22 protein-coding genes, 1 tRNA gene and 1 other RNA gene are annotated in these 25593 nt (G+C 62.2%); 22 read left to right on the top strand and 2 right to left on the bottom strand.

Going from position 1 to position 25593, the window contains the following annotated elements:
• The first annotated feature begins 1 nt into the window (after nucleotide 1).
• The 22 genes from murA to BQ4888_RS07460 all read left to right on the top strand — a co-directional run bounded on the left by murA (nucleotide 2) and on the right by BQ4888_RS07460 (nucleotide 19814).
• Nucleotides 2-1255 carry a UDP-N-acetylglucosamine 1-carboxyvinyltransferase gene (gene murA / locus BQ4888_RS07565; RefSeq protein WP_092055913.1) on the top strand — a complete coding sequence of 418 codons (1254 nt, stop codon included), beginning with the start codon at nucleotides 2-4 and terminating at the stop codon, nucleotides 1253-1255.
• 79 nt (nucleotides 1256-1334) lie between these two features.
• Nucleotides 1335-1997, top strand: a complete 663-nt coding sequence (gene hisG / locus BQ4888_RS07560) for an ATP phosphoribosyltransferase (RefSeq protein ID WP_092055910.1) — start codon at nucleotides 1335-1337, stop codon at nucleotides 1995-1997.
• Nucleotides 1998-2047: 50 nt separating this feature from the next.
• A complete protein-coding gene (hisD, locus tag BQ4888_RS07555) occupies nucleotides 2048-3340 on the top strand; it encodes a histidinol dehydrogenase (RefSeq protein ID WP_092055907.1) in 1293 nt (430 codons plus the stop codon).
• A gap of 78 nt (nucleotides 3341-3418) precedes the next feature.
• Nucleotides 3419-4009 carry an imidazoleglycerol-phosphate dehydratase HisB gene (hisB, locus tag BQ4888_RS07550; RefSeq protein ID WP_092056391.1) on the top strand — a complete coding sequence of 197 codons (591 nt, stop codon included), beginning with the start codon at nucleotides 3419-3421 and terminating at the stop codon, nucleotides 4007-4009.
• Nucleotide 4010: 1 nt separating this feature from the next.
• Entirely contained in the window at nucleotides 4011-4631 is a 621-nt protein-coding gene (hisH, locus tag BQ4888_RS07545; RefSeq protein ID WP_092055903.1) for an imidazole glycerol phosphate synthase subunit HisH, read from the top strand.
• A gap of 66 nt (nucleotides 4632-4697) precedes the next feature.
• Nucleotides 4698-5426: a 1-(5-phosphoribosyl)-5-[(5-phosphoribosylamino)methylideneamino]imidazole-4-carboxamide isomerase gene (hisA, locus tag BQ4888_RS07540; protein WP_092055898.1), complete on the top strand. Its 729-nt coding sequence runs from the start codon at nucleotides 4698-4700 to the stop codon at nucleotides 5424-5426.
• Between the two features lie 34 nt (nucleotides 5427-5460).
• Nucleotides 5461-5682, top strand: coding sequence for an addiction module protein (locus BQ4888_RS07535; protein ID WP_092055894.1), 222 nt, complete (start codon nucleotides 5461-5463; stop codon nucleotides 5680-5682).
• Complete coding sequence (locus BQ4888_RS07530) at nucleotides 5679-5975, top strand: type II toxin-antitoxin system RelE/ParE family toxin (RefSeq protein WP_092055891.1); 297 nt, start codon at nucleotides 5679-5681, stop codon at nucleotides 5973-5975. The genes BQ4888_RS07535 and BQ4888_RS07530 overlap by 4 nt, the downstream gene beginning before the upstream one ends.
• A gap of 71 nt (nucleotides 5976-6046) precedes the next feature.
• Nucleotides 6047-6814: an imidazole glycerol phosphate synthase subunit HisF gene (gene hisF / locus BQ4888_RS07525; protein WP_092055888.1), complete on the top strand. Its 768-nt coding sequence runs from the start codon at nucleotides 6047-6049 to the stop codon at nucleotides 6812-6814.
• 146 nt (nucleotides 6815-6960) lie between these two features.
• Nucleotides 6961-7653 carry a bifunctional phosphoribosyl-AMP cyclohydrolase/phosphoribosyl-ATP diphosphatase HisIE gene (hisIE, locus tag BQ4888_RS07520; protein WP_092055886.1) on the top strand — a complete coding sequence of 231 codons (693 nt, stop codon included), beginning with the start codon at nucleotides 6961-6963 and terminating at the stop codon, nucleotides 7651-7653.
• Nucleotides 7654-7817: 164 nt separating this feature from the next.
• Entirely contained in the window at nucleotides 7818-8261 is a 444-nt protein-coding gene (locus BQ4888_RS07515; RefSeq protein ID WP_092055883.1) for a GatB/YqeY domain-containing protein, read from the top strand.
• Nucleotides 8262-8272: 11 nt separating this feature from the next.
• Nucleotides 8273-8800 (top strand): CvpA family protein, encoded by a 528-nt coding sequence (locus BQ4888_RS07510; RefSeq protein WP_092055879.1) that lies wholly within the window; start codon nucleotides 8273-8275, stop codon nucleotides 8798-8800.
• Nucleotides 8801-8819: 19 nt separating this feature from the next.
• Nucleotides 8820-11183 (top strand): endonuclease MutS2, encoded by a 2364-nt coding sequence (locus BQ4888_RS07505; RefSeq protein ID WP_092056389.1) that lies wholly within the window; start codon nucleotides 8820-8822, stop codon nucleotides 11181-11183.
• A complete protein-coding gene (dnaG, locus tag BQ4888_RS07500; RefSeq protein ID WP_092055876.1) occupies nucleotides 11180-12979 on the top strand; it encodes a DNA primase in 1800 nt (599 codons plus the stop codon). Before BQ4888_RS07505 ends, dnaG begins: the two co-directional genes overlap by 4 nt.
• 63 nt (nucleotides 12980-13042) lie before the next feature.
• Nucleotides 13043-14800, top strand: coding sequence for an RNA polymerase sigma factor RpoD (gene rpoD, locus BQ4888_RS07495; RefSeq protein ID WP_092055872.1), 1758 nt, complete (start codon nucleotides 13043-13045; stop codon nucleotides 14798-14800).
• A gap of 52 nt (nucleotides 14801-14852) precedes the next feature.
• Nucleotides 14853-14928: transfer RNA gene (locus tag BQ4888_RS07490), tRNA-Ile, on the top strand.
• Nucleotides 14929-15033: 105 nt separating this feature from the next.
• Nucleotides 15034-16164, top strand: coding sequence for a Nif3-like dinuclear metal center hexameric protein (locus BQ4888_RS07485; protein ID WP_092055868.1), 1131 nt, complete (start codon nucleotides 15034-15036; stop codon nucleotides 16162-16164).
• A gap of 57 nt (nucleotides 16165-16221) precedes the next feature.
• Entirely contained in the window at nucleotides 16222-16932 is a 711-nt protein-coding gene (locus BQ4888_RS07480) for a zinc ribbon domain-containing protein (RefSeq protein ID WP_092055866.1), read from the top strand.
• Nucleotides 16933-16977: 45 nt separating this feature from the next.
• An RNA gene (gene rnpB / locus BQ4888_RS07475) (RNase P RNA component class A) lies at nucleotides 16978-17372 on the top strand.
• A 97-nt stretch (nucleotides 17373-17469) separates the two neighbouring features.
• On the top strand, nucleotides 17470-18000 hold the full coding sequence (locus tag BQ4888_RS07470; RefSeq protein ID WP_092055864.1) for a hypothetical protein: 531 nt from the start codon (nucleotides 17470-17472) through the stop codon (nucleotides 17998-18000).
• Nucleotides 18001-18067: 67 nt separating this feature from the next.
• The gene (locus BQ4888_RS07465) at nucleotides 18068-19099 is read left to right on the top strand and encodes an LOG family protein (RefSeq protein ID WP_092055860.1); all 1032 of its coding nucleotides are present in this window, start codon (nucleotides 18068-18070) and stop codon (nucleotides 19097-19099) included.
• Nucleotides 19100-19226: 127 nt separating this feature from the next.
• A complete protein-coding gene (locus BQ4888_RS07460; RefSeq protein ID WP_170232786.1) occupies nucleotides 19227-19814 on the top strand; it encodes a Slp family lipoprotein in 588 nt (195 codons plus the stop codon).
• 100 nt (nucleotides 19815-19914) lie between these two features.
• Here BQ4888_RS07460 and BQ4888_RS07455 read toward each other — a convergent pair whose 3' ends face one another.
• Together BQ4888_RS07455 and BQ4888_RS07450 are read right to left on the bottom strand one after the other, a co-directional pair.
• Complete coding sequence (locus BQ4888_RS07455; RefSeq protein WP_092055857.1) at nucleotides 19915-20775, bottom strand: hypothetical protein; 861 nt, start codon at nucleotides 20773-20775, stop codon at nucleotides 19915-19917.
• 44 nt (nucleotides 20776-20819) lie between these two features.
• Nucleotides 20820-25412 (bottom strand): cytochrome c3 family protein, encoded by a 4593-nt coding sequence (locus BQ4888_RS07450; protein ID WP_143332085.1) that lies wholly within the window; start codon nucleotides 25410-25412, stop codon nucleotides 20820-20822.
• Nucleotides 25413-25593 lie beyond the last annotated feature (181 nt).

Genomic DNA, 25593 nt, shown 5'->3' with positions numbered 1-25593 from the left:
CTTGGACAAACTGATCATCAAGGGGGGACGCAGACTGACCGGAGAGGTAGCGGTAAGCGGCTCGAAAAATGCCGCGCTGCCGATCCTCTTCACCACCATCCTTGCCTCCGGGCGGCATGAAATCCGCAACGTTCCGGGACTGCGCGACATCAACACCAGCATCCACCTGCTCGAAACCCTCGGAGCCCGAGTGGAGGGACGCAGCGGTACGATTTGGGTCGATACGTCCGGCCTCGATCAGGTCGAAGCGACTTATGATCTGGTCAAGACGATGCGCGCCTCGGTCCTGGTTCTCGGGCCCTTGCTCGCCCGTTTCGGCCGCTCGCGGGTTTCCCTTCCCGGTGGCTGTGCCATCGGCGCCCGGCCGATCGACCAGCACCTCAAGGGGCTGGCGGCGATGGGGGCGGATATCCGCCTCTCCCACGGCTATGTCGAAGCCGAGGCCAAGACCCTGCGCGGGGCGCGCATCCATTTCGACCTTTCCACGGTCGGCGGCACCGAGCATCTGCTGATGACTGCGGCGCTGGCCAAGGGCGAAACGGTTCTGGAGAACGCCGCCCGCGAACCGGAGATCGCCGAACTGGCGGAAGTGCTCAACGGCATGGGCGCCAAGATCGAGGGGGCCGGAACCGATACCATCCGCGTTCTCGGTGTGGAGCAACTCGCGCCGATGAGTCACCGGGTCATGCCGGACCGCATCGAGGCCGGCACCTTTATGATCGCCGCGGCGATCACCGGGGGAGACGTGCGCATCCGCGACATGCGCCTGGAACATCTCGACGCCCTGGCCTTCAAGCTGCAGGACGCCGGCGTCGAGGTCTTCAGCCGCGACAACGCGGTGCAGGTGCGCGGCCCGGAGCGGATCCGGCCGGTCAACATCAAGACCCGCCCCTACCCCGGCTTTCCCACCGACATGCAGGCCCAGTTCATGGCCCTGATGTGCCTGGCCGACGGGGCCAGCGTCATCAGCGAAAACATTTTCGAGAACCGCTTCATGCACGTGGCCGAACTGCTCCGCTTCGGCGCCGATATCCTCATCGAGGGAAATACGGCGACGGTCAAGGGGGTCCGCCGGCTCTCCGGCGCGCCGGTCATGGCCACCGATCTGCGGGCCAGCGCCTCGCTGGTGCTGGCCGGGCTGGCCGCCGACAACACCACGGAAATCTCCCGCATCTATCACCTCGACCGGGGCTACGAGCGCATCGAAGAGAAGCTCAAGGGTCTGGGTGCGGATATCGAGCGGGTCAAGGAATAATCGTAGGGGCGCAGCATGCTACGCCCTGAACCAGGCATTCTGGGCGCAGCATGCTGCGCCCCTACAAGGAATTGCACAAATGAGCGATTACATTACCTTCGCCCTGCCCAAAGGGCGGATCATGCAGGACTCGATGGAGCTTTTCGCCAGGATCGGCATCACCTGCCCGGAAATGGAGAAGGAGAGCCGCAAGCTCGTTTTCGAGAATCCGGAGAGCAAATTCCGCTTCATGGCGGTGCGGGCCACCGACGTACCGACCTACGTGGAATACGGCTGCGCCGACATCGGCGTGGTCGGCAAGGATACCCTGATGGAACAGGGCAAGGATCTCTACGAACCCCTCGACCTCAAATTCGGCTATTGCCGGATGGTGGTGGCCGAGCCCAAGGCGCTGCGCAAGGAGGATGACCCGGCCAACTGGTCGAACATCCGGGTGGCGACCAAATACCCCAACGTCACCGAGCGCTATTTCGCCGCCAAGGGGATTCAGGTCGAACTGATCAAACTCTACGGTTCCATCGAACTGGCGCCTCTGGTCGGCCTTTCCGAGCGCATCGTCGACCTGGTTTCCACCGGCGTCACCCTGCGGGAAAACGGCATGGTCGAGGTCGAGACCATCGCCGAAATCACCACCCGCCTGATCGTCAACCGGGCCAGCCTCAAGACCAAGCACCAGCGCATCACCAAAATCATCGAAGATCTGGAACAGATCATCGGCGACGAAGTGCGCTTGTCGAAATAAAACGGTTCGCCTTCAGCCTTTAGCCTATTTCTTTCATCTGGACTTTACCCATGATTCAGACATTGCGTTTTTCCGATCCCGGCTTTGCCGACGCCTTTCGCAAGATCGAGGAACGGGGGGAGACGGCGCCGGCCGGCGTGGTCGAGACGGTACAGGCGATCATCGCCGATGTCCGCGCCCGGGGGAATCAGGCGGTCTTCGACTATACCCTCCGCTTCGACCGGCTCGAGCTCAGCGCCGCGACGGTGGAAGTCCAGGCCGAGGAGCTCGACCGGGCCCTGGCGTCCATCCCCACCGACTCCCGCGCCGCCCTGGAACTGGCGGCGAAACGCATCGCCGACTACCACCGCAAGCAGAAGCAGGAGACCTGGATCTCCACCGACGAAGCCGATGTCCTTCTCGGCCAGATGGTACGGCCCCTGGATCGGGTCGGCATCTATGTCCCCGGCGGCAAAGCCGCCTACCCGTCGTCGGTGCTGATGAACGCCGTCCCCGCGAAAGTGGCGGGAGTCGCCGAGGTCGTCATGGTCGTGCCGATGCCCGGCGGCGAGGTCAATCCCTTCGTCCTGGCGGCGGCCCGCATCGCCGGGGTCGACCGCGTCTTCAAGATCGGCGGCGCCCAGGCGGTGGCGGCTTTGGCTTACGGCACCGCGAGCATCCCCAAGGTCGACAAGATCACCGGCCCGGGGAATATCTACGTCGCCACGGCGAAACAGCTGGTCTTCGGCAAGGTCGATATCGACATGATCGCCGGACCGAGCGAAATCCTGATCATCAACGACGGCAGCGGCGTTCCCGCCCATCTCGCCGCCGACCTGCTCGGCCAGGCCGAGCACGACGAACTGGCTTCGTCGATCCTTATTACCACCGACGAAGACTTCGCCAAGCAGGTCGCCGACGAGGTCGAAAAGCAACTGCGGCAGCTGTCGAGGGAAAGCATCGCCCGCCAGTCCATCGACCGCTACGGGGCGATCATCCTGGCGCAGAATCTCGACGAGGCGATCGACTTTTCCAACCGCATCGCCCCCGAGCATCTGGAGCTGGCGGTGGACAATCCCTTCGAGATCCTCCCCCGCATCCGCCACGCCGGGGCGATCTTCATGGGGCACCATACCCCGGAAGCGGCCGGCGACTACCTCGCCGGGCCGAACCATACCCTGCCAACGGGGGGTACGGCGCGTTTCTTCTCGCCCTTGTCGCTGGACGATTTTGTCAAGAAATCGAGCATCGTCTCCTTCTCCCGGGCGGGACTTGCGCGGCTCGGCAAAGAAATCGTCCACATCGCCGAACTCGAAGGCCTGCAGGCCCACGCCCGCTCGGTCTCCTTGCGCCTGGGAAAATAACCGTTTTCCCGTAGGGGCGCACCGATGTGCGCCCAGGGCGAACGCCGCCCCAACGATTGCAACAATGTGGAGGTTCGCATGTCCCGCAGCGCCACCATCGACCGCCGGACCAAGGAAACTCAGATCCAGCTGACCCTCGAACTGGACGGCCGGGGGGAGTCGAGCATCGCCACCCCCGTTCCTTTCCTCGACCACATGCTGACCCTGCTCGCCCGCCATGGCTTTTTCGATCTGACCGTCACGGCCCAAGGGGACATCGAAATCGACGCCCATCACACCGTCGAGGATCTCGGCATCTGTCTCGGCGAGGCCTTCAAGCAGGCCCTGGGCAACAAGGCCGGCATCCGCCGTTTCGGTCGGGGGACCATGCCCATGCACGAGGCGCTGGCCTCGGTAATCATCGACTTTTCCGGACGGCCGTTTCTGGTCTTCAACGTCGATATGCCCAAGGCCAAGGTCGGCAATTTCGATACCGAACTGGTCGAGGAGTTTTTCGTCGCCTTCTGCAACCACGCCGGCGCCAACGTCCACGTCAATCTGGCCTACGGCGACAATCTGCACCATATCATCGAGGGCATTTTCAAGGCTTTCGGCCGCGCCCTCGACGAGGCGACGAGTTTCGATCCCCGCATCGATGGCGTGCTCTCCACCAAGGGGAAGCTCGAATAGCATGATTACCATCATCGATTACGGCATGGGCAATCTGCGCAGCGTGCAGAAAGGCTTCGAGAGGGTCGGCTTCGCGGCGAAAGTGACCGCCGATCCCGCCGACCTGCGGGACGCCGAAAAACTGGTCCTGCCCGGCGTCGGCGCCTTCAAGGACTGCATGGACAACCTGCGCGAAGGCGGCTTCATCGAACCGATCCGGCGTCATGTGGAAAGCGGTCGCCCCTTCCTCGGCATCTGCCTCGGCCTGCAACTGCTCTTTTCCGAGAGCGAGGAATTCGGCCGCCATCAAGGGTTGGGGATCATTCCCGGCAAGGTGGTGCGTTTCCCCGGCGACCTGCGGGTGGCCGGCGAGGAACTCAAGGTACCGCACATGGGCTGGAACCAGATTCGTCTGCGTCAGGACGCGCCCCTCTTCCGGGGCGTGGCCGACGGCAGCGCGGTCTATTTCGTGCACAGTTATTACGTGATCCCCGACGACCCGACCGTGGTCGCCGCCGTCACCGACTACGGCATCGAGTTTTGCTCGGCGATCCGCCGGGAGAACGTCATGGCCACCCAGTTCCACCCCGAGAAGAGCCAGCAGGTCGGCCTGCGGATTTTAAAGAATTTCGGGGAGATGTAATCGTTGGGGTGATCCTTATCATCGCCTGGGCGAATACAAAGATTCGCCCCTACAGAAGGATATTTCATGATTGTCATACCCGCCATCGATTTGAAGGAAGGCCGCTGCGTTCGTCTTGAGCAGGGGCTGATGGAGAAGGACACCGTCTATGCGCACGACCCCGCCGCCCAAGCCCGCATCTGGCAGGAGCAGGGGGGCGAACTGCTGCACATCGTCGATCTCGACGGTGCCTTCGCCGGGGTGCCGCGCAATAAGGCGGCGATCGAGGACATCGTCCAGGCTATCGACATCCCCACCGAACTCGGCGGCGGCGTGCGCGACCTGGCCACCATCGAGGCCTACCTCCAGCTCGGTATCGGCCGCGTGATCCTCGGCACCGTCGCCAAGGAGAAGCCGGAGCTGGTCCAAGAGGCCTGCCGCCTCTTCCCCGGTCGCATCGTCGTCGGTATCGACGCCAGCAACGGCTTTGTCGCCGTACGCGGCTGGGCCGACGTCACCGAAAAGAAGGCGACGGAAATGGCCAAGGAGATGGAAGGCTTCGGCGTCGAGGCGATCATCTACACCGATATCGCCCGCGACGGCATGATGCAGGGGCCGAACCTGGAAGCGACCCGCGCCCTGGCCGAGTCGATCCGCATCCCGGTCATCGCCTCCGGCGGCGTCTCCAGCCTCAAGGACATCGAAAACCTCATGGCCATTGAGGATGCCGGCGTGGTCGGCGTCATCACCGGCAAGGCCATTTACAGCGGCGCTCTCGACCTGCAGGCGGCGGTGGCGCTGACCAAGCGCAGCTGACACGTTAACGGCAGGTTCACCAAAGGAGTCAACCATGACCGTACAATTGCCTTTGGACCGGATGAATACGGCGGAGAAATTGGCCGCGATGGAAGCGCTGTGGGAGGATCTCAGCCGCAACGCCCCAACGGTCGCGGTCCCGGAATGGCATCGCGAAGTGCTGATGGTGCGCGAAGCTGAAATCCAAGCCGGAGTTGATGGGTTTGGCGATTGGGAGGAAGCCAAGGACGCGATCCGCGCGGCGGTAAAAAAATGAAGTTGCGGATCGCCGCCGCTGCCCGGCGCGACCTGGAACGCGGATATCGTTTCTACGAAGCTCAAGGAGAAGGTCTGGGCAATTACTTTCTCGACGCGCTTTTTTCCGATATCGACTCGTTGCGTCTGTATGCCGGCGTTCATCCCCAGGTCTGGAATGGTTATCATCGCCTGCTGGCCCGACGGTTTCCTTACGCGATCTACTACCGCCTCGACGATGAAGTCGTTTTTATTTACGCAGTCCTTGATTGTCGTCGCAATCCCGAAACACACGAGAAGCGATTACGGCGCTGACCAAAGGCAACAAATAATCGTCCGCCCTTGTAAACCGGGGACGGCGTTCTTACCTTGGGTACATTGACATCATGCTGAGCAAACGCATCATCCCCTGCCTCGACGTTAAGGACGGCCGCGTGGTCAAAGGCGTGCAGTTCGTTGAACTGCGCGACGCCGGCGACCCGGTGGAGGCCGCCGAGGCCTACGACGCCCAAGGCGCCGACGAACTGACCTTCCTCGATATCACCGCCTCCAGCGACAAACGCGGCATCATTCTCGACGTGGTGGCGCGCACCGCCGAGCGGGTCTTCATGCCCCTCACCGTCGGCGGCGGGGTGCGGGAAATTGCCGATATCCGCAACCTGCTCAATGCCGGGGCGGACAAGGTGTCGATCAATACCGCCGCCGTGCATCGCCCCGACTTCGTCCGCGAAGCCGCCGAGCGCTTCGGCTCCCAGTGCATCGTCGTCGCCATCGATGCCCGGCAAGTGGCGGGATCCGACCCGCGCCGATGGGAGGTCTACACCCACGGCGGCCGCAACGGCACCGGCATCGACGTGCTCGAATGGGCGGCGCGCATGGAAAGCTACGGCGCCGGGGAGATCCTGCTCACCTCCATGGACAAGGACGGCACCAAGGACGGCTACGACATCCCCCTGACCCGCGCCGTCAGCGATCGGGTGAAAATCCCGGTGATCGCCTCGGGCGGAGTCGGCAACCTCGAACATATCCGCGAAGGTCTGGTCGAAGGCGGGGCGAGCGCGGCCCTGGCCGCCAGCATCTTTCATTTCCGCGAACACAGCATCGGCGAGTGCAAGGAATATCTCCGCCAGCACGGCGTGCCGGTGCGGTTATAATCAAAATCTTCTCTCGCCCGCTCCTTGCAGTCGCTAGAGTTCGCAGAGCACACAGAGAGAACCAGGATTTTTTTGTTTTTTCTCCGCGTCCTCTGCGTGCTCAAGTGAGCAAAGCGACGGGCGCGAGATTGGTTTAAGGAATTGCCATGTCCCTTTCTGCCCAACTCAAATTCGACGCCCAGGGGATGCTCCCCGCCATTGCCCGCGACGCCGCGACCGGCGAGGTGTTGATGCTGGCCTACATGAATGCCGAGGCGGTCGATCTGACGGTCACCACCGGCAAGGTCCACTACTATTCCCGCTCGCGGCGCAAGCTGTGGATGAAGGGGGAAAGTTCCGGACATATACAGACGGTGCGGGAGATCCGCTACGACTGCGACGCCGACTGCCTGCTGCTCACCGTCGAACAGGAAGGGTCGGCCTGTCATACCGGCCATCACTCCTGTTTTTACCGGATCTGGGATGAGGGGGACACCCGCGTCGACGGCGAGAAGCAGGTCGACGCGGCGGCGATCTACGGCCGTCAGGACATTCTCGACGCGGTCTATCACGTCATCCAGGAACGCCGCCAGAACCCGACGGAAAAATCCTATGTCGCCTCCCTCTTTGCCAAGGGCCTGGACAAGATTCTCGGCAAAATTGGCGAGGAAGCCACCGAGACCGCCGTCGCCGGCAAGGGGGGCAACCCCGAGGAGGTCGTCTACGAAGCCGCCGACCTTTTCTTCCACACCCTGATCCTCCTCGGCTACTACGACCTTCCGCCGGAGCGGGTCTACGCCGAATTGCGCCGCCGCTTCGGCCTGAGCGGCATCGAGGAGAAGGAAAACCGGAACAAATAAAATCAGAGGCGCCTCTCGCCCGTTCGCTGCGTTCACTTGAGCTCACAGAGAGCGCAGAGGAATAAAAAAACAAAAACCTTGGCCTTTCTCTGTGTCCTCTGCGTGTTCTAGCGACTGCAAGGAGCAGGCGCGAGGCCGATTCGAACTTAAAAAAGGAACCGACCATGAGTCTGCAAGAACGACTGAACACCGCCATGAAAGAGGCCATGAGGGCCAAGAATTCTCTGCGTCTCAATGCCATCCGCCTGGTCAAGACCGCGATCAAGAATAAGGAGATCGAGGCCCGGCAGGAGTTCGACGATCAGGCGGTGATCGGGGTGCTCTCGACCCTGGTCAAACAGCGCCGGGAGTCGGGCCAGGTCTACCGGGAAAGCAACCGGGCCGATCTCGCCGAGAAGGAAGAACAGGAACTGGCGGTGATCCAGGAGTTTCTGCCGCAGCAACTCAGCGAAGAAGAGATTAAAACCATCATCGAGGCGGCGGTGGCGGAAACCGGCGCGGCTTCGGCTCGCGATATGGGCAAGGTGATGAAGATCGTCAGCGCCAAGACCGTCGGTCGCGCCGATGGCCGCATGGTGAGCGAACTGGTCAAGGCCCGGTTGGCCTGACGGACGGCGGCATGAACGGCATCGACATCGCGATTCTCGGCACCCTCGGAGCCTTTCTGCTCAAGGGTCTGTTGCGCGGCCTGCTCAAGGAACTCTGTTCCCTCATCGGCCTGCTGCTCGGGGCCTTTCTGGCTTTCCGCTTTTACGCGCCGATGGCCGAAAGCCTCGCTCAATCCTTCAACTTGCCCCTGCCGGCCTGCAACATCGCTGCCTTTCTCCTGGTCTTTCTGGCGACGACACTGGCCTTCGCAGTCATCGGCTACCTGCTGTCGAAGGTCGTTAAGCTGCTCTTTCTCGGCGGCTTCAACCGCGTCGCCGGGGGCGTGTTCGGGCTGGCTCAGGGGGGCTTGCTGCTGGCGGTCGTCCTTTTCGGCGTTTCCCTGATCCAGCTCCCCGGTCCCCTGGGCCGCCTGCTGGACCATTCCGAACTGGCCCCGCCCTTCGTCCAACTCGGTCGAACGGTCTTCCAGGGGAGCGTCAAGGCCCTGGACACGCATCAGGGATCGCCCCCCAAGCCAAAGGAAAAGACCAAAATCTGAGATGGATGCCGGCAAGCGCATGATTGAAGCGAGCCTGCGGGTTCTTGAATACGATAAAATCGCCCAACTGCTGGCCGGGTTCACCCTGAGCGCGCCGGGCAAGGATCGCGTCCTCGCCCTGGCCCCTCTGGCGGAGCGGGACGAGGTGGCGACGGCCCTGGCCGAGGTCACGGAGATGACGGCGCTCCTCGCAGGGCAAGGACGCCCGCCCCTGAGCGGTTGCCGCGACCTGCTCCCGTCCCTGCGCCAACTGCACGCCGAAGGGACCTTCCTGCTCCCGGAAGTGCTGCTCGATGTCCTTTCCAGCATCGAAGCGGCCCGCGACACCCGCAACTATTTTGGTGAACGGGAGAGGGCGCCCCTGCTCGCCGAACGAGCTGCCCTGCTCGAACCCCAGCGGGAACTTCAGCGGGAAATCCGCCGGAGCATCGGCCCGCGCGGGGAGATCCTCGACGGCGCCTCCTTCGAACTCGGCGACCTGCGCCAACAGCTCCGCCAGCTGCGCGGGCGCATCAAGCGGGTGCTGGAAGACCTGCTCGCTTCGGAGAAGCTGGCCGGAGCCTTTCAGGAACGCCTCATTACCGAGCGCAACGGCCGCTACGTGCTGCCGGTGCGGGCCGATCATCGCGGCCAGGTCAAGGGCTTCATCCACGACGAGTCGGCCAGCGGCCAGACCCTCTTCGTCGAGCCGGTGTCGGTGCTGGAGTGGAACAACGAACTGCACAGCCTGGCGCGGGAAGAGAAACGCGAGGAAGAGCGCATTCTCCGTCGCCTCTCCGATCAGGTTCGACGGCAGGCGGAAAGTCTGGCACGGAATCAGGAACTTCTGGCCCACTTCGATCTGCGCTCGGCCGCCGGGCTCTTCGCCCGCGCCAGCGACGCCGTGGCGCCGCGCCTGGCGGCGACGCCCCTGTTGGAACTGCGCCAGGCGAAGCATCCGCTGCTGCTCTTTCATCCCGACGGGCGCAAACGCGAACAGCCGGTGACCGCGGTCGACCTGCTCCTCGGCGAAGCGGCCGACACCCTGGTCATCAGCGGCCCCAACACCGGCGGCAAGACGGTGGCGCTGAAAACCATCGGTCTGCTCGCCCTGATGGTCCGCTCGGGACTGCCGATCCCCTGTCATCCCGACAGCCGCATCGGGCTCTTCGACCAGGTCTTTGCCGACATCGGCGACGAGCAGAGCATTGAAGAAAATCTCTCGACCTTCTCCGGCCACCTGCGTCGCATCGGTCGCATTCTCGAAGAGGCCGACGGCAACTCCCTGGTGCTGATGGATGAAGTCGGCACCGGCACCGACCCCGCCGAAGGTGGAGCGCTGGCCATGGCGATCCTCGACAGCCTGCGTCGACGCGGGGCGCGGACGGTGGTGACCACCCACCTGAATCTGGTCAAGGGCTATGCTCATCTGCAAGCCGGAGTCGAAAATGCCGCCGTCGAGTTCGACCGCCAGACCCTGGCGCCGACCTACCGGCTGCACTACGGCATCCCCGGCGCCAGCAACGCCTTCACCATCGCCCGCCGCCTCGGCATCCCCGAAGAGGTGCTGGAGCGCGCCGGAACCTATCTCGGCCAGGGGGAACGGGAGGGGTTGGAGCTCCTCGAAGAGCTGAACCGGCTGCGTAAGGATCTCGACCGGGAACTGGCCGAGGCGACGACGCTGAAAAGGCGGGCCGAACAGGAGCGGGAAAAGCGCCGCAAGCTGCTGCACGAACTGGAGGAGCAGAAGCGCAAGCTCCTCGATCAGGCAACCCGACGCGGCGAGCAACTGGTGCGGGAGGCGCAGCAGAAACTCAAGGAAGTGCTGCGCGAGGCCGGGACCGCCACCGTCGATGCCCGGAGTCAGGCGCGGCTGACCGCTGAACTGCGTGAAATTGGTGAAGGGCTGACCGAGTTGCGCCCGGAACCGGCGCGCCGGGGCCAAGCCCCTCGTGAGGTGCAAATCGGCGAACTGCTGCGCATCCCCGCCCTGAACACCGAAGGGGAAGTGCTGCGCCGCGACGGCGAGACCGTCGAACTGTCGATCCAGGGGAAGAAGCTGCGCCTGCCCCTGGCCCAGCTCGAAAGTTTCAGCCCCCGGCGTTTTGCCCTGCGGGGAGAAGGCAAAATCCGCGGTCGCATCGAGCGGGAAGGCTTTTCCCCCCGATTGCTGCTGGTTGGCAAGCGGGTCGAGGATGCCCTGCTTTTGCTCGACCGCTTTCTTGACGACGCCCTGCTTCATCACCAGCGCCAGGTCGAGGTCGTGCACGGTAGCGGCGAAGGCATCCTGCGTCGGGCGGTACGGGACTTTCTCGGCGGGCATCGGGAAGTCAGGGCCTTCCATGCCGCCGATCTCCCCCAGGGCGGGGATAATGTGACCATCGTCGAACTGAGGACCGGATGACGGGACACATCGCCGAAGAAACCATCCGGGAAATCCGCGAGCACATCGATATTGTCGAGGTCGTTTCCTCCTATGTCACGCTCAAGCGCTCCGGGCACAATCACCTCGGACTCTGCCCTTTTCATGGGGAAAAAACCCCGTCCTTCAACGTCAACAGTGCCAAGCAGATCTTTCACTGCTTTGGTTGCGGCGTGGGGGGCGACGTTTTTTCCTTTCTCATGCGCATGGAAGGGCTGGCCTTCCCCGAGGTGGTGCGGAAACTCGGCGAACGGGTCGGCATCCGCATCGAGGAAGAGGCCGTCAGCCCGGCCGAACTCCGGCGCCGCGAGGAACGGGAACGGCTGGCACGGATCAACGAGGTCGCCTGCGACTATTATCACCAGATCCTGCTCGACGGACCGGAAGGGGCGGCGGGACGCCAGTATCTGCGCAAACGGGGGTACGACGGCGAGATGGCGCGGACCTTCCGCCTTGGTTTCGCTCCGGAACGCTGGGACGGCTTGGTCGAACATCTGACACGCAAGGGTTTCGACGCCAAGGAAGCGCGGGAGCTGGGGCTGATCCGGCCGGGGAAAGAAGGGCGGGGGGATTACGACCTCTTTCGCAACCGCCTGCTTTTTCCGATCATCGACCTTGGCGGCAAGGTCGCAGCCTTCGGCGGCCGGGTCCTCGACGACCGCCTGCCCAAGTATCTGAATTCGCCCGAATCCCCCCTCTACCATAAGGGGCGGATGCTCTACGGCCTGGCCCAGGGGCGCGAGGCGATGCGCAAAAACGACACGGCGATTGTGGTCGAGGGCTACTTCGACCATCTCGCTCTGTATCGGGCCGGTTTCGCCAACGCGGCAGCGACCTGCGGCACGGCCCTCACCGAAGAGCACGGCCGCCTGCTGCAACGCTACGCCAAGAAGGTGCTGCTCCTCTTCGACCAGGACCAGGCCGGTCGCAAAGCGACTTTCCGCGCCATGGAGGTGCTCCTCCCCCTCGGCCTTTCAGTCGCGGTGGTGCCTCTCGACGCCGGGGAGGATCCCGACTCCTTCCTGGTCAAAGCCGGCCCCAACGCCTTCACCGAGCGACTCAACCAGGCGCGACCGGTGTTGGAAGTCTATCTCGACGCGTTGCTCGACGAGCAGGGGGACGGCATCGAGGGGCGAGCGCGAGCGACCGAGGAGTTCCTGGCGCGGCTCAAGCTGGTGCCGAGCGAGATCGAACGCGGTCTTTATCTGCGGAATCTGGCGCAGCGCACCGGCCTGGCCCAGGATTTGCTTGAAAAAAAACTTTCCCTGCCGGTCGCGCCAAGCGCTCCTGTTGCGCCCCCCACGCCCCGGCAACCCGCCACGCCGCCGCGCCGGGTCCCGACCGGTCCATCCCGGGAAATCAAGGCCCAGGAATGGCTGCTGCGGTTGATGATGGATGACGCCGGCGCCCGCGCGGAAGTCTCCGCCGAAGGGGTCGGAGAACTTTTTCTCGACCCTGACCGTCAAAAAATCGCCGAAGAGATCATCGCCCGCGGTAAGGAAGAAGAAATATTGACCGAATCGCTCATTTTTGAGCGCCTCGACGAAGAGCAGAAAGCGATTCTTTCGGGTATTCTTGTCAAGGACGAAAAATCTTTCGCCGATGAACGGGGGCGCATCCTGCGTGACTGCCACCAGACGGTGCTTAAAGAGACCCTGAAACGACGTATCCGGGAACTCGACGAAGAGATTCGCCAGGCCGAAAAGCAGGGCGAGGCGGAACGCGCGGCCACCTGCCAGGCCGAACGCCTGCGCCTCAGCCGCGAATTAAAAAAATAACCATTGAAATTTTACCCAAAGATTCCACCGGTTCAGCCATGAACCCAGAGGGGAAGACAGCGCATGTCGAAAAAAACCAGGGTTGAAGAAGTACAGCAATTGATTGATCTGGGCAAGGAAAAGGGCTTTCTCACCTACGACGAGGTCAATGACGCCCTGCCGGCGGACATGGTCTCTTCCGACCAACTCGACGATGTCATGAGCATGTTCGGCGACATGGATATCGAAGTCGTCGACACCGAGCAGAAAATCTCCCTGCGCAAAGGCGCATCCTTCGACGGCGACATCGACGAAGAAGAGGAAGGGGAGGAAGAGGAATTCGAGGCCGGCACCCTCGGTCGAACCAGCGATCCGGTGCGCATGTATCTGCGTGAAATGGGGCAGGTTTCTCTCCTCACCCGGGAGGGAGAGGTAGAGATCGCCAAGCGGATCGAGGAAGGGGACGCGCTGGTGGCCCGGGTCATCATGAAGACCCCGATCGCCTTCAAGGAAGTCATCACCCTCGGTGAGCGCCTTGAGCGGGGGCAGATCAGCGTCGCTGAAATCACCAAGGATTACGAGGAAGAAGAAGGCAGCGAGGCGGAGGAAAACCAGCGTCAGCGGCTGATCGGGCTGATCGGTCAGGTCCGTGAGCTGGACGTGCGCTTCATGGCGGTCAAGGAGCAGATGGCCGGAGAAATCTCGAAGGAAGAGAAGAAGGCCCTCGACAAGGAATGCAAAGAGATCAAGGTCGAAACGACCGAGCTCCTGCGGCAGATCCGCCTGAAGGATTTCCAGGTCGCCAAAATTGTCGACCGCCTCAAGGAACTGGCCGATCAGGTCAAAAAGGGGATGGCCGAGGTCGGCGCCTGCGAAAAGGAGCTGAATCGCCCGCACAAGGAGATCAAACGCCAGTTGCGGCGCATGCGCAAGAGCGAGGAGGAAGCGACCAAGGTGTCGGAGGAACTGGCCGTTCCCATGGAGACCCTGCTGGTAGTCGAGAAGCGCCTGAAAAGCGCCCAGCGCAAGTTCAAGCGGGTCGAAGAAGAATCGGGCTTCGCCCCCGAGGAACTGCTCGAATCCCTCAAGGAAGTCCACAAGGGGGAGTGGCGCGCCAAATCGGCGAAGACCGAACTGGTCGAAGCCAACCTGCGCCTGGTCGTATCCATCGCCAAGAAGTACACCAACCGCGGCCTGCAGTTCCTCGACCTGATCCAGGAGGGGAATATCGGCCTGATGAAAGCGGTGGACAAGTTCGAATATCAGCGCGGCTACAAGTTCTCCACCTACGCCACCTGGTGGATCCGCCAGGCCATCACCCGGGCCATCGCCGACCAGGCGCGCACCATCCGTATTCCGGTGCACATGATTGAGACGATCAACAAGCTGATCCGCACCAGTCGTCAGCTCGTCCAAGAAATCGGCCGCGAACCGATTCCTGAGGAGATCGCTGAGCGCATGGAACTGCCCCTGGAGAAGGTGCGGCGGGTGCTGAAGATCGCTAAGGAACCGATCTCTCTGGAAACGCCGATCGGCGAGGAAGAGGACTCTTCGCTGGGGGATTTCATCGAGGACAAGGGGGTGGTTTCCCCCCTCGAAGCAGTGATCAAGGGGAACCTTTCCGACCAGACTGCCCGCGTCTTGTCGACCCTCACCCCCCGTGAAGAGAAGGTGCTGCGTATGCGTTTCGGAATCGGTGAGAAGTCGGACCATACCCTCGAAGAGGTCGGCCAGGATTTCGCCGTCACCCGCGAGCGGATCCGTCAGATCGAGGCCAAGGCGCTGCGAAAACTGCGCCATCCGAGCCGGGCCAAACGCCTTAAGAGCTTTGTGGAAAGCTGATTTTTTTCTTGACGGAAGAACACCCCGCGCCTAAACTGAATTTTCGTTTTTTGGGCCTATAGCTCAGTTGGTAGAGCCACCGGCTCATAACCGGTTGGTCCCAGGTTCGAATCCTGGTGGGCCCACCACTGCAAGGGAAACGATGAGTCGACTACTCATATTTACATATTCTCAATACTAAACACGAAGAGTGCAACGAGACCAAGGTTGCACTCTTTTTTTTCCGACACATTATGACTCAGCAAACCACCTTTCGACTTCAGGACCTGACCGGTCTCCTGCATAAACTCTACCCTCCCTCTCTGGCCGAGGACTGGGACAACGTCGGGTTGCAGGTCGGGGATCCGGGGATGCCGGTGGAGCGTATTCTCGTCGCTCTCGACCCTACCGAAGCCAGTCTCGACGAAGCCCGGCGTCGCGGCGCCCAAGCCCTGCTCTGTCACCATCCGCTGATCTTCCGCCCGCTCAAGCGTCTGACCCCACAGGACGAAACCGGGCGGATTCTCTTTCGGGCGGTACGCGAAGGAATCGCGGTCCTCTGTGCCCACACCAACCTTGACCGCGCCCGGGACGGATTGAACGACTGGCTGGCGGCACGCCTCGGCGTTCTCGCGACCCAACCCCTGGAAACCGGCGCCCCAGGGAATCTGCTCAAGTTGGTCGTTTTCGTTCCCGCCGGCTACGAGGATCGGGTTGCCCATGCCCTGCACCTCTCCGGCGCCGGGCATATCGGCGGTTACGACCGCTGTGCTTTCCGCGCGACCGGCACCGGCACCTTCCGACCGGGGGCCGAGAGCACCCCCTTCATCGGCCGACCGGGGGAAAGCGAAGAGGTCCGGGAGGTCCGCCTGGAGACTGTTCTACCTCGGGAACTGACCACCAAAGTGCTGGAGAAGATGCGCAAAGCCCATCCTTACGAGGAAGTCGCCTTTGACCTCATCCCGTTGGCCAACAGCCGACCGGGGATCGGCCTGGGGCGCATCGGTCGACTGGCCGCGCCCGTCACCCTCGCCAACTTTGCCGCCCGAGTCAAACAGGACCTCCGTTGCCAGGCTCCACGCCTGGTCGGCGACCCGGCCGCCGCCATTTCCAAAGTGGCGGTCTGCGGCGGCAGCGGCGCTTCACTCATTCACGAAGCGGCACGACAGGGGGCGGATGTCCTGGTGACCGGCGACGTCAAATACCACGAGGCCCGTAACGCCGAAAGTCTCGGCCTGGCCCTTATCGACGCCGGACACTTCGCCACCGAGCGATTGATGGTCGAGGAGTTGGCCGCTCGCCTGCAGCAGGTGGCGCAGGAACGGCGCTTGAATTTCGTTATCGATACAGCCGAAGGGGAAGCAGATCCGTTTCAGACGATCTGATTCCCTTTTTTCATAGACAGCGCAAAAGCCCCCAGCGGGCATAGGGGAGGATGCACGGTGCAAGACAAGATCAAACTGCTCAAAGAGTTGCAAGCCATCGACCAGGACCTGAAAAACGTTCGCCAGGGTCGTGAAGCCCTGGAGAAGGAGCAGGCCTCCTTGGGCTCGGAAACGGACCGTATCCGGGCGATGGTCGAAAGCCTGATGTCCGAGCTCGATAAACTTCGAGATGAACGCAGAACCTTGCAGTTGGCCTTGGAGCAGGAGGAACAGAACATTCACCGCTCCGAAGGCCATCTGCCGGCCATCAAGACCCAGAAGGAGTATGTGGCGGTTCTCAAGGAAATCGACACCGCCAAGAAGCTCAACAAGGATCTCCAAGATCGTATTCAAGCCAAGGATGGCGAGATTGCTGCCGTCACCCGCGACCGTGAGGAGAAGGAACAGGAACTGGCCGAACTGACAGCCAAGGTTTCCGACCGCCTTGAAGAAATCGCCCGGCAACTCGGCGAATGCGAATCACAGGTCGGCACCCAAGTGCATGATCGGGACAGCCTTTTCGATCAACTGCCGGTCCCCTTACGCAAACGCTACCAGCTTCTTTTTGAACGTCGCGGCGGGCTGGCCGTGGTCGAGGCGCGCAACGGCACCTGTTCGGGCTGCAACATGCATCTGCCGCCGCAGCTTTTCAACACCCTGTTCACCATTCAGGAAATCCAGAGTTGTCCCCATTGTAACCGCCTCCTCTATGTGACGGCGCTGATGTAAGGGCCACTCTGCAAAATCACCCTGACACGGATGACATAGATGGTCGGAGAGGACCAGGCGATCGCCGCCCGCCGCGGCCTATGGCTGCGGCGGGGGGAGGAAAGTCCGGGCTCCGCAGGGCGGGATGGTCCCTAACGGGGACCGGGGGCGACCCCAGGGATAGTGCCACAGAGAGCAGACCGCCCGTCATGGCCCAGGCCGTGACGGGTAAGGGTGAAAGGGTGAGGTAAGAGCTCACCAGATCCGGCGGTGACGGCGGATGCTAGGTAAACCCCATCCGGAGCAAGGCCTAATAGGGGAGCGCTTGAGGACGGCCCGTCCGAAGCTCCCGGGTTGGCTGCTTGAGGGCGTCGGCAACGGCGCTCCTAGAGGAATGATCGTCGCCCCGCCCAGGGTAACCGGGGCGGGGAACAGAACCCGGCTTACGGGCCTCTCCGACCATCTTTTGTTTACACCGTCGGCGGCATATCCCCTGGGATGTGCCGCCGGTTTTCGTCCCGCCCTGGCGCGATCACCCTTGATCCGGAAGATTAATCCATGACCGACCCGAGCCTCTGGCAAAACTGCCTGAGCCGCATCCGCCGCGAATTCACCGCCCTGGCCGTCTCCGAACGGGAGTGGATAGAGCGCAACCTGCAAGACATCCAGGCGCGCCAACGGCAATTGCACACCTTTTTTCAAAGGGCGAACGGAGCCCGGCACTGCGCCGCCTGCGGCGGCGCCTGCTGCGAAAAAGGGCGCTATCATCTGACCCTGGTCAACCTCCTCGGCTATCTGGCGACGGACGAGGAACCGCCGCCGCCGGATTTCACCGCCACCTGCCCCTTTCTCGCCCCGAGCGGTTGCCGTCTCGATGTCCCCCGCCGCCCCTTCAACTGCATCACCTTCAACTGCGAAGCGGTGGAAGAGGCCCTGGATGAGGCCGACCGCGCCGACTTCTACCGACTGGAAGCCCAACTGCGACTGGCCTACGAGGTCTTCGACCGGCGCTATGCGGGATCAAGCCTGCGCGGTTTGCTGATCCGCGCGGAACGTCTCGGCGATCGTCCTTTTCTTGCGCGGCCCTGACAGGCCTGTGCTACAATGAAAATCATTTTCCCCGATTCAACCATGTAATTTCAAGGAGATGGCTCCCATGGACTTGAGTTTCACCCGGACCAATAACGAAATCGATCAAATGATCGACAACCTCATGAACAAGGTCGGCGTTCACCACCCGGAAATGATCCGGGAAATGATCGTCAGCGCCCTCAAGGCCGGAGAGGAAACGGATTACCTGGCCGACCTCAAGCTGATGCGCACCACCATGAAGGAGATGCGCTATACCAACAAGATTTTCGGCCCCTACCGGGACCGCAAGAAGGTCACCATTTTCGGCTCGGCCCGCACCGAGCCGAGCGAGCCGATCTACCAGAAGTGCGTGACCTTTGCCCGCATGCTCACGGAGCGGGGCTACATGGTTATCACCGGCGGCGGCGGCGGCATCATGCAGGCGGGGAACGAGGGGGCCGGGGCGGAGAATTCCTTTGCCGTCAACATCCGCTTGCCCTTCGAGCAAGAAACCAACCCGGTCATGGCCAACGCCAAGAACGTAGTCACCTATAAATATTTTTTCAACCGCAAAGTCGCTTTTCTTAAAGAGGCCGACGCCGTTGCCCTCTTCCCCGGCGGTTTCGGCACCCTCGATGAAGCGATGGAAACCCTGACCCTGATGCAGACCGGCAAAAACCCGCCCGTTTCCCTGGTGCTCATCGACGACGACAAGGGCGATTACTGGGAAAACCTCTTCGACTTCATGAAAAAGACCATGCTCAAGAAGGGCCTGATTTCCGGGGAGGATTTCAGCCTTTTTTCCATCACCCGCGATCCGGTCGAGGCGGTCCAGCACATCGACGATTTCTATCGGGTCTATCATTCCAGCCGCTTTGTTCGCGATCTGCTCATCATCCGCCTGAACCATCCCTTGAGCCATGACCAGGTCACGACCCTGGAGAGCGAATTCAACGAAATTCTCAAGCCGGGCACAAGCCTGCGCATGTGCGGCCCCCTTCCGGAAGAGATCGATCAGCCCAACCTGCTCGGCCTCCCCCGCCTGGCCATGCACTTCAACCACCGCAGCTACGGCCTGCTCAAGGCCTTTATCCGTCGCATCAATACCTTCGTCTGAAAGTGCGGCAAGGATTGACGCCCGAGAGGCCAACGCTAGACTAAAAAGGAAGATGCAATCCCTGTTGCCCAGCGTAAGCGGAAAAATGCCACCACGCCGGGAAAGGAAACTGAACAAGGAGCTTGCCATGCGCGGATTATTACTGCTGGTTCTTCTCTGCCTGGGACCGTTGTTTACCGGTTGCAGCCATCATGTCTTGTCCACCGATGCGCTGGAGTCGGTCGATCCGTTGATCGATTATGCCCGGGTCAAAGCTGACCCCACCGCCTACCAGGGGAAAACCATGCTGCTCGGGGGCCTGTTGGTGGAAACCCGGGTGGTGCGCGAAGGAACCGAACTGGAAGTCCTCCTTTTCCGTCTCGACCGCTGGGGCCGCCCCCTCGAAATGGATGACCAGGGTGGCCGCTTTATCGCCCGCACCGGCAGCTTTCTCGACCCGGAAATTTTCAAGGGGGGTCTGCATGTGACCTTGACCGGAACCCTGGAAGGCGTCGACGTCCGCCCCCTGAAGGAAATCGACTACCGCTATCCGGTCTTCACCATTGGCGAGATCTATCTCTGGCGTGCACCGCAACCTTACGCCTATCCGACCTACTACTCTCCGGCCTACCCCTGGGGTGGTCCCTATTATGACCCCTTCTGGCGCCCCTACGACCCCTTCTGGCCATCCTACAACCCCTACTGGATTCACCGTCCCGCCTGGCGCTATCGCTAGCCGGTCCTGACTCTACCTGATCCTTAAAACGGAAACGCCCCTCCAAGTTATCAAGCCTGGAGGGGCGTTCTCTTTTTCAGCTAGCGGAATTCTCGGTGGTTCACGGATTGGACAGGGAGAGCGCGTGCGGATCTCCGTGGCATTCGGTGCAGCCCTGGAACTCTTTCAGCAGTTCCGGGTTGTGCGGTCCGTTTTCGTGACACTGCTGACAGGTGGGGATATTGCCGTGCTCTTGCGCGTGGCAAAAGACGCAGGTCAGTTCGCCATGGGCTTTTCCGCTCGCCGCCATGAGTTGACCCGGTTCGCTGTGACAGCCGTCGCAAAGCAGGTTGGGAACCTGATCATCGTAAGCGATGACCAGCGGCTTGTGCGGTTCGTGACAGGTCACACAGCCGGCATTGTCCTGATAGGGGGTATGCGGTTCGGGGTGACAGGCATTGCAACCGGGTTTGTAACCGTGCTGTTGACTATGACAGTCATTGCAGGTCATTTCCCCATGGCCACTGGGATGGGCCTCCATCAGCCCCGCCACCGGCGCATGGCAGCGGGCGCATTCCGCCGCCAATTTATCGCCTGCGACCAGGCTGGCGATGGGGGCGTGCGCCTGCTGGTGGCAGGAAAGGCACTCGGGATAGGCATCCTCATGGACCCCGGCGTGACAATCGTTACAGCCCGGCACCCGGTCCTCCCAGGCCACGCCCGGGGTGAAGGTATGAAACTTGTGGTGGCATTCCCGGCATTCAAGCTGATGCAGCCCACCTTTGTCGCGAATCGTCTTGAAGATTTCCACATGACACTTACCGCATTCGGCAGTGTTCATCTCTTCCAGGTCCTGCAGATACGCCTCCGCTCCGTCCCCCGGAGTCAGCGGGCGAGCCGGTTGCGCCTCGGCGGGCCGCCCGGGCAGGGCCAGCGCCAGGAGCAGAAGGGCGAAGGACAGATAACGGGCCGGTATTTTCATAAAGGCAGTCTCCTTCTTTATCATAGGGGTTGCCGGCAAGGGGCTCATTGCGCCTTCCAGTTGGCCAAGTTATGCGGATTGGTGTGACACTTCAGACAATCCGGGAACTTACTGTGGAGCCCGGCTTCATGGGGTTGGCCGTGACAATCTTCGCAACTCATGGCCGACCCATGCGCCCCCTGATGACAGGTGACACAATCGAGCTCCCGGTGCTTGGCCGGGGAAGCGGCCAGCATCGTGTTCACTTCGCCGTGGCAGGCGGCGCAATGGATCGAGGGCAGCCCGTCGGTGAAATTCATCTGCGTCGGCGTATGGGCCGGATGACAGACCAGACAGTCGGCGTTGGTCATTTCCGGGCTGTGCGGGGCGTGACATTCGACGCAGGCTTGCTTGCCACCATGGGTGGGATGACAGAGGGCGCAATCGACCTCCAGGTGCTTGCTCGGCCGCGCCAGCATTGCCTGATTGACATCGCCGTGACAGCCGATACAGGCAGCACGGGTCTCCTGCGCCTGACTGAAATCAAGCTCCAGGGGCGCGTGGGGATCATGGCAGGTAACGCAACCACCGACCTGGTAATGACTGTTGTCCTTCGGATTATGGCAGGCCGTACACTCGGGCATCACCCCTTCGGTTTGCGGCGGATGGGCTTTATGACAATCGACGCAGGTCACCGCCGTTTTGTGCGCCATCCCCTTCTCGTCGATGGTCTTCGCGACTTCACCGTGGCAGGAGGAACAGTGGGCCGGATTGACTTCCCGGGCAAAGGCGATGTCCGTCGGTTTGTGCGGAGAATGGCAGCGCAGACAGTCGGCGTAGGTCATCTCCGGGGTATGACCGGCATGACAGCTCAGGCACTCCTTGAAGTCCCCATGATTTTCATGGCACTCCCGGCAATCCATCCCCGAGTGGGCCGACGGGTTGAACTCCATGAAGCGTCCCACCTCAGAATGGCAGGAGACGCAGACCGGCTTGACCTCCTTGCGGCTGTCGAGGTTGAGATCCATCGGCGCATGGGGATCGTGGCAAGGCGTACAGGGCTCGCTGGTGTAATGGAGGTTCTGCAACCGGGGATGACAGGTGCGACAGCTCAGGATCGTCTCCTGGCCGTGGGGTTTATGGCTGGGATGGCAGGAAGCGCAGGTCGCTCTGGTCTTGTGCGCTCCACCCTTCTCGGCGATCTTGGCCGCTTCGTCGCCGTGGCAGGAACCACAGAGCGCTCCCGGTACCTCCTTGGGATAGTTCAGTGCCGTCGGCTGATGGGGCGCATGACAGCGCAGGCAGTCCTCGTAGCTCATCCCCGGCGCGTGCGGCTCATGACAGCCGAGGCAGGAGATGTACTCGCCGTGCACCTGATGGCACTCGTTGCAGTCCATCTTGGTATGGGCACTGGGCAGGGCCTGCAATTCCGCGCCAATGGCGGGATGGCAGGAGATGCAGGCGGGCTTGACCGGCTCCACCGCCTTCAGATCGATGGCCAGCGGGCTGTGCGGCGGATGGCACTGGGCACAGCCACCGAGATTGAAGTGGGCATTGTCCGCCGGGTCATGACAGGTGGCGCAGGAGATGAGCGCGGCGACGCCCGCTTCGGGGTGGCTGGCATGACAATTGGTGCAACCGACGCCGGGATGGCGGCCGTGACAGTCGGCACAGCTCACCGCCGTCTTGTGCGCTCCTCCTTGCCGATCGAGATCAGCCACCTGGGAGGCATGACAGGCGGAGCACAGTGCCGTGGAGGGATTGCCGGAGAAGTCGGTGAGGGTCGGCTTGTGCGGCGCGTGACAACGCAGGCAATCCTCATAGGTCATTTCTGGGCTATGAGGCCCATGACACTCGAAACAGGACTTGGCCTCAGCATGCTTGGGATGACATTCGTTGCAGCCCATTTCCGAATGGACGCTGGGGAACTCGCTGGTCTCCTTGCCGGGGCCTTCATGGCAGGAGACGCAAGCCGGGCGCACGTCGCGGATGCGGCTCAAATCCTTGATTTCCGGTGCATGGGCATGATGGCACTTGGTACAGTCGGCGACGGCAAAGTGCGCCGATTCGGACGGAGCATGACAATCGGCGCAGGACGGAATCGCCCCATGCTCCTGATGGCAGCCGCCGCAACCGACGGCCTGGTGTTTGCCGCCAGCCTTGCCGAGCAGTGCCGTCGGTCCCTCGTGGCAGGCGCCGCAGAGGCTGGCACCGATCTGGGTATCGAAGGCCAGGGCCGAAGGGGCATGAGCGGGATGGCACTTCTGGCAATCGTCCCGGGTCATCGATTCAGCATGAGGCTCATGACACTCGCGACAGTCGGGGAGGAAGCCGTGCTCGGCATGACAGTCGATGCAGGGCTGCTGGCTGTGGGCATCCCCCGTCTTATCCATGTCGGCCTTCGGCTGGGCATGGCAGGTCACACAGGCAGCGCCGACGTTGGCCATCTCCGCCAGCGGTTTGGCCAGGGGAGAGTGGGGTCCGTGACAGGACTGGCAGTCCTTCAGAGCAAAGTGGGGATTCGCCTCGGGGGCGTGACATTCGGCACAGGCCAGCGGCTCGCTATCCTTGACCGGCTTATGCCGGGGATGGCAGGCGGAGCAACCGGCTTGATCAAGGTGCGCACCCCCCTTGGCCTTCAACTCCTCCACCACCGGTGCATGGCAGGAGCCGCACAGGTCGGGGGCAACCTCCGCCGGGTAACGGATGGCCATGGGGTTGTGGGGGTCATGACAGGCCTGGCAGTCCTTTTCCCCCATCTTGTCGTCATGGGGGGGATGGCAACCGAGGCATTGCGGGGTATCCTCGCCGTGGGTCAGGTGGCATTTGGTGCAATCGAGGTTATCGTGGCGATTGGAGATCCCCTCGGTAACGGTCACGATCCCTTCGTGACAGCTCAGGCAGGCCTCCTTGACGGCACCGGCTTTGACGAAATCGAGCTTCAGCGGGCGATGGCCGTGATGGCAGGAAGCGCAATCCTTGAGGGCGTAATGGGGTTTATCGTCCGGAGCGTGGCAGGAGGCGCAGTCGACCTGGGCCTTTTCTCCCTGGGCCGGATGACGCAGGTGACATTCCTGACAGGCGACCTCTGACTGATGCTTACCGCCGTGGCGCTTGAACTCTTCGATCACCCCGCCATGACAGGTGGCGCAGGCCGTCTCGGCATCCTTCATCTCCGCCAGAGGTTTGGCCAGCGGCGCATGGGGGGCGTGGCAGGAAGCGCAATCCTTCAGAGCGAAATGGGCCCGCTCCGTCGGTGCGTGACAATCGGCGCAGGCGGGGATATCGCCGTGCTGAGCATGGCAGCCGGCGCAACCGACTTCTTTGTGCGCCGCCCCTTGTTTGACCAGTTCCGTCGTCGGCCCTTCATGACAGGCACCGCAGAGTTCCGGCGCCACCGATTCGCCGTAAGCCAGTCCGGCAGGCGCATGGGGCGCATGGCAGGCGAGACAGTCCTTGGTCGTCATCGCTTGGCTGTGCGGCTCGTGACATTCCATGCACGATTTGGCTTCGCCGTGCCGGGGATGACAATCGTTACAGCCGCCGAGGCTTTCCTTGTGCATGGCGCCGGAGGTTTCGAAGGTGGTGACCACCTCTTCATGACAGACGGCGCAGGAACTGGCCGGGACGTTGGTGCTGATCGCCGCCGCCTGCGGCGCATGGGGGGCGTGACAACCGGCACACTCCTGGTTGCCCATCGTTGCCTTGTGCGGCTTGTGGCAATCGAGACAGGCCATCGCCTCGCCGTGGCGGGGATGACAGGCGACACATTCCTGCTGGGAGTGGGCGCTGGGGGTTTTCTTCATCTGCTCGCCCGGGCCGGGGTGGCAGCTGACGCAGGCTTCGCGGGTATTCTTCATCTCGGCCAGGGGCTTGGCCAGCGGCGCGTGGGGATCGTGGCAACCGGCGCAATTTTTCACCGCGAAATGGGCGTTTTCCTTGGGCGCGTGGCAATCGGCGCAGACCGGCGGTTTACCGGTTTCGGGCGGATGATATTTATGACATGCGGAACAGTTGCCCATGTCGCGATGGGCGCCGCCGTTTTTCTTGATGGCGCCGACAATGGCGCCGTGGCAACTGGCGCAGGCTTCCGCCGGCTGGGACAGATCCATCTTGGTCGACTTGGGATCGTGGGCCGGGTGGCAGCCGAGGCAGTCCTTCTGTCCCATTTCCTTGCTGTGCGGCTCATGGCAGCCGAGACACTGAGGCATCTGGGAATGGATAACGTGGCACTCGTTACAACCCATTTCGGCATGGGGATTGGGGCCGGTCTTGGGCGGAATCGGGTCGGCGTGGCAGCCGGCGCAGACCTCCTTGGCCGACTTCAGGTGGGAGAAATCGACGTCCAACGGCTTGTGGGGATCGTGGCAGGAAGCGCAGTCGGGCAGGGTGTAGTGCTCCGAAGCCGCGGGATCATGACACTCGACGCAATCCGTATAAGGTTTGCGCCCCTCCAGGGGATGGCCGACATGGCAGCCGCGGCAGCCAACCTCCTGGTGCGCGGCTCCCCGCGCGGCCAGAGCCTTGCCTTCGTCATCGTGGCAATCGACGCAATCCCGGGGGATTTCCCGAGGGTTCGCGGCTTGCGCCCAGATCCCGGAACCGGTCAGCAGCAACACGGCAAACAGGCAGGTTAAAACGGATTTGAACATCGGCATAGACTCCTCCCCAGTTTCGTAGCTCACAACATCCAGCGGCGACCACCCCCGTCGCCCGCCGGTGTCTTTGTCCTTCTTGTCGGCGCGCCTACGTGCAGCGTCGCGCGCATCAGAATGCCACACAATAGAAAAAATTAACACTATTAAATACAGTATACAGTATACACGCCGCAAGGACAGA

It is taken from the genome of Desulfuromonas acetexigens, assembly GCF_900111775.1.
Taxonomy (GTDB): Bacteria; Desulfobacterota; Desulfuromonadia; order Desulfuromonadales; family Trichloromonadaceae; genus Trichloromonas; species Trichloromonas acetexigens.
The sequence above is the reverse complement of the archived record's forward strand: the minus strand, read 5'-3'. Positions and strand labels throughout refer to the sequence as shown.